The organism is Litoribacterium kuwaitense (assembly GCF_011058155.1).
In the GTDB taxonomy this organism is placed as follows: domain Bacteria; phylum Bacillota; class Bacilli; order Bacillales; family DSM-28697; genus Litoribacterium; species Litoribacterium kuwaitense.
This window is the reverse complement of the sequence record NZ_JAALFC010000077.1, coordinates 1-5,153: the sequence shown is the minus strand read 5'-3', so window position 1 is coordinate 5,153 and position 5,153 is coordinate 1. Positions and strand designations below refer to the sequence as shown.

Below are 5,153 nucleotides of genomic sequence, written 5' to 3'. Positions count from 1 at the left end.
CAAAGACTCATTGATGATGAATGAATCAAAATGAGCATCCATTGGCAAGCGCAGCATTTTTAATTTCCGAATATCGCATTTTTTAGTTGCCAAATACAACAACCCACATCTAAACATTGTTGCAATAAACGATTTATCTGAACCCCAGATGCTAGCTCACTTATTAAAATATGATTCTGTTCACGGAATATTTGACAAGGAAATATATTTTTCGGAAAATTCATTAATCGTTGACGGAAAAGAGATTCACATTCTATCAGAAAAAGATCCTGTTGAACTACCTTGGGACGAACTTCAAGTTGATATAGTCATTGAAAGTACGGGAAGGTTTACAGATGGGAATGAAGCTGCTAAACATCTAAAATCTGGAGCAAAAAAAGTCGTTATATCTGCGCCTGCTAAAAACGAAGACATTACCATCGTGATGGGCGTCAATGAAAGCCGTTATATTGACTCAGAACACCATATCATATCAAACGCATCCTGTACTACAAATTGTTTAGCTCCTTTTGCTAAGGTACTGCATGATACATTTGGGATAACTAAAGGATTAATCACAACTGTTCATTCCTATACAAATGAACAGCAAATACTTGACCTTCCACATAAAGATTATAGGAGAGCACGAGCTGCAGCGCAAAATATTATCCCGACCACAACAGGTGCAGCAAAGGCCGTTTCAGTCGTCCTGCCAGAATTAAAAGGAAAATTAAATGGGTTAGCTATTCGGGTACCAACCCCAAACGTTTCCCTGGTCGATTTAGTGGTCGAATTTGAAAAAGAAGTAACAGTAAATGAGGTGAACTCAGCACTAAAAGAAGCTGCTGATGGGGAATTAAACAATATACTGGCTTATTCCGAGGAACCACTTGTATCATCCGATTATAATGGAAATCCGGTTTCGTCAACGATTGATGCATTATCAACTATGGTCATTGAAGGTCATTTAGTTAAAGTTGTTGCATGGTATGATAATGAATGGGGCTATTCCAATAGATTAAAGGACTTAGTTGAGTATATAGGAAAAGAGCTTTAAACAATTAAGTTTCTCCTGAAATTTAGGTTGATAAGTATTTTTCTACAATGAATATAAATAGCTTAATTTCCAGGGATCACCAATCATATTTTTGCGGACTTTTTTTTCTATGATTGTTTTAATATACGAATTCCAAACGAACCTAGTGTTTGTGGGGAAACACTGCTACCCTGAACATATGGGGCGACGATATAATGTCCCCAATGATACTTTGTTAGGCAATGGTTCTTTGCGCTTACTGTATTTCTTAATTTGTTTGTTAAAGGATTCAATCAAATTCGTTGAATATAGACTTGGTCAAATGGACGATAGAAAACAGCAAAAATCGCCTGAATAAAAGCCGTTACATTGTATTTCTATTACTCTTTAAAAGCTGTTAGTTTGCAGTGTGTTGACTTGGTAAAAACGTTTCAGTAACATCTTGTTATTCTTTACTAAAGCTTGGACAATTTCACGTGAATTGATCCAGAGGGAAGGCCTCCTGTCTTTAATAAGTCTATTCAACAAATAAGGTCTTCCTTCTTGTATTTATTCATGTATTTCCTCTCTCCCAATATTTAAGGCTCTTTTGCTAAATACAAATAGTGATTTTACAATCCTCACTTACATAACACATTGATGTACTCGCATAATTATGATGCTTTTTACGTTAACCTGTATACTGATGAGTGAAGTATTTATCATATAGCCTTTTATAATAAGTATTCTCTTTCATTAATGTTGCATGATCCCCCTCCTCAACAATTTCTCCTTCCGAAAGAACGACGATGCGATCGGCTTGTTTGATTGTGGATAGCCGATGTGCGATCACAATGCTAGTGCGTTTTTTCATAAGTAAATGAAGGGCCTGCTGAATTTGTTTTTCTGTAAAAGGGTCCATGCTCGCCGTAGCTTCATCTAAGATAAATATTTCTGGATCTTTCACAAGAATTCTAATTAACGAAACGAGTTGCCGCTGACCAATGGATAGCTTTGATCCCCGTTCTCCTACATTCGTTTCAAGACCATCGGGTAAAGCTGACAGCCAGCTTCCGTTACCAATCGCTTGAACGGCTCGATTAATGTCTTCATCTGTAGCCTTTGGATTTCCGTATTTAATATTCTCTTTGACACTTCCTGCGCGTAAAAAAGGAGTTTGGGGAAGATAACCTATCTTCCTTCTCCAGTTGACAAGGTCCATTTTTCGGATTTCTTGTTGACCTACTTTGATATCCCCAGCTTGGTGTTCAAAAAACCTCATAATTAATCGTGCGATCGATGACTTTCCTGACCCAGTTTGTCCGACAAGAGCAATATTTTCCCCTTTTTTAATATGAAGAGATATCCCTTTGAGTGCAGGTTTTCCTGAAACATAGCTTAAATCGATATTGTTGAGCCAAATGTCGCCTGAAGTAGAGGGCAATTGTTGCGCAGAGGAGTTTTGAATATCCTCTTCTTTCGCATCAAGCAGCAATAGAATTCTTTCAGTAGCTGCAATTCCTTCCTGAAGCTGACTATAAAAACTTGATAATGATGATACTGGCATAGAGATCATCTGAATCACTTGAACAAATAAGTACATTTCCCCAAAACTTAAGTGAGCTTCTAACACTTGAAAGCTTCCAAAGTACACAACTGCACTTACCCCTAAAGATGTTAAGATTCCCATTACAGGTAATATGGAAGAATAAATTTTCCCTTGTGCAAAATTGACACGATACATGCTCTTATTCATTAGCGAAAATTGTTGGGACATGTAGCCTTCTTTACAAAAGTGATTGGTTATTGCAATGCCAGCGATTGATTCTTTAAGATGCGCATTCACTTCTGCTTGCATATGGAATAATCGAGCACTAGCTCTTCTTGCAATAGCACGAAATAAGAGAGCACTGCCCATGATTAACGGAATAAAAATAACGACCATAAAAGCCATTGCGGGATGAATCAAAAACAGGACAAGCAAGAGCATAAAAACGAGTAAAATGTCACCGATAAAACTCATGATCAATTGAATAAGGTTACCAAAGGCCTCGGTGTCACCAGTAACACGGCTTACCAATTTCCCCGATTGGTGCTGGTGAAAAAATGATATTGGCTTTCTCATTACTGAAGCAAAACATCTTTCTTGGATACTGACAACCACTTCTAAAGCAGCGGTCTTCCCTAACTTTTTTGATAATAACCGATAATCCACGTAACAGCCCCCAGTAAAACGATAAAAATTAAAGGTACATAAATCATAGTGCTGGCTATGTTTGTATCGAATAAATCGATAGACTGACTAATGACAATTGGTATGGCAGTACCAAGAATCGAATGAAACAGAACGAGCGCCCCGGATGCAAAAATTTTCGAAGACTGAGATCTAACTAACCCCCACATTCGAATAAATAGCTTTTTTTCAGAATGAGCACGAGTACACTTGATAATAAATCACCTCCCTCTATAAATGTTTATTTATCAACGGTTTAGGCTCCTTTTCAGAAAAGAGCATATTGTATTCTTCGCAATTTTTCATTAATTGTTCGTGTGTTCCCTCTGCTTTAATTTCGCCTTTGTCCAACACGATAATTCGATCAGCTTGGCGAATTTGTGACAACCGATGCGTAATTAGAAGTGTCGTTCTGCCTTTCATCATGCTTGTCATGCCTTTTTGGATACGGTGTTCCGTTTCACTGTCTACCGCACTCGTTGCATCATCCATGATCAAAATCTTCGGGGATGACATAAACGCTCTTGCCATAGCTAAGCGCTGTCTTTGTCCTCCAGAAAGCTGTACACCGTTTTCGCCAATTTTCGTGCTGTCATGATCGGAAAGCTTTTGCACAAATTGATGTGCTTGTGATTGATGCAAGGCTCTCATAAAATCTATTTCAGCGGAATTATTGGCTTTTTTTCCAAATAAAACATTTTCCCGTACTGACCAAGAGAAGAGAAAAATATCTTGCTCAATGACTCCAATTTGTGAACGGAAACAGTCAATATCATACTCTTTAGCATTGACTTCATCGATGAGGATTTCGCCTTCTAATGGGTCATACATTCTGTTAATTAATTTAACTAGTGTACTTTTGCCACTACCAGTGGTTCCAACGAGAGCAACCGTTTCATTCGGATACACAACAAAATTGATATTTTTCAAGACTAGATTTTCTTTTGAATAGCCAAAGCTAACATTACGAAATTCAATTCTACCAACGAATTCTTTTCTCAACCCACTTTCTTTTATTGCAAGAGAATGCGTGTTCCATAAAGTGTTTAAGATCTTTCGTGCAGAAACAACGCCGCTGCTTATAAAGCTAAAAGTGATTTCAGAGTTTGCTATCGGGACTTGCATACTAGTTAATAAACCCAAATAAGCAATCGTCTCTCCAATTGTTAACGAACCAGACTGAAATAAAAATAAGCATTGAAATAACGCAAATCCGAGAAATACATAGTAGACAAGTATAGGTAGGTAGGCGGCTTCAAGGAATACTCTTTTTTTAGAAAGGCGCTTATATTCCTGAACGTTATCAGAAAATCTTTTTTCTTCATGTGACTCTAAAGTGTTCGCCTTCACTGTTTCGATACCGTCAATCGCTTCATTTAAATCCGCATTGACTTTGCCAAATTGCTGACGAATATGAGTGTTAATGGTACTTAACTGACTTGAATACCGAAAAAGCATCCAAATGGTTAGCATTGAGAATATAAAAGGATTAATCCATAAGCTCCATGAAAATTGAGAAATAATAAATGAAATAGGAACAATCACTAGCGTTGCATAAAGCCTTATTGAATATTCTGTAAACACTTTCTTCCTGAAAAGTGCCAAAAAGGCAAAGCCTCGAATAAAGGTGGCACTGTCCATTTGGTAAAATTATACAGTTAGAAAAAAGGGACAACGACAGGTCATTAGCTAAGTGCTGTTTTTTGTTCAATACGACGGAGCCAAATGTATGCTGGTTTCCAGATGGCCGCTTTTAGCCAACGGCTAATTCGAAGCAGTGTTTTCTTGCTTTTTGTCTCCAACTGGATGAGGACATGTAGACAGTATGTAATGAGCGCGAGGTAAATTTGATTTTGTATCGCTGTTTCACTCATCCCATAAAAATGTTTGATTTCTACATGTTGCTTCAGCCATTTAAAGAACAGC

The 5,153-nt window shown here is 37.5% G+C and carries 3 protein-coding genes and 1 pseudogene; 1 reads left to right on the top strand and 3 read right to left on the bottom strand.

Annotated elements, in window-relative coordinates; translation table 11 throughout:
* Nucleotides 1-40: 40 nt before the first annotated feature.
* Nucleotides 41-1,036, top strand: coding sequence for a type I glyceraldehyde-3-phosphate dehydrogenase (gene gap / locus G4V62_RS18675; protein WP_165205110.1), 996 nt, complete (start codon nt 41-43; stop codon nt 1,034-1,036).
* Between the two features lie 649 nt (nt 1,037-1,685).
* Here the strand turns inward: gap and G4V62_RS20730 are convergent.
* The 3 genes and pseudogenes from G4V62_RS20730 to G4V62_RS18660 all read right to left on the bottom strand — a co-directional run.
* On the bottom strand, nt 1,686-3,209 hold the full coding sequence (locus G4V62_RS20730) for an ABC transporter ATP-binding protein (RefSeq protein WP_165205108.1): 1,524 nt from the start codon (nt 3,207-3,209) through the stop codon (nt 1,686-1,688).
* 249 nt (nt 3,210-3,458) lie between these two features.
* Nucleotides 3,459-4,868, bottom strand: coding sequence for an ABC transporter ATP-binding protein (locus tag G4V62_RS18665; RefSeq protein ID WP_165205106.1), 1,410 nt, complete (start codon nt 4,866-4,868; stop codon nt 3,459-3,461).
* 44 nt (nt 4,869-4,912) lie between these two features.
* A pseudogene (locus tag G4V62_RS18660) lies at nt 4,913-5,153 on the bottom strand (IS4 family transposase); the annotation flags it as partial.

Excerpts from the sequence above, each read along its gene's own strand:
- G4V62_RS18665 (WP_165205106.1), bottom strand. The coding sequence starts at position 4,868 with ATGGACAGTGCCACCTTTATTCGAGGCTTTGCCTTTTTGGCACTTTTC.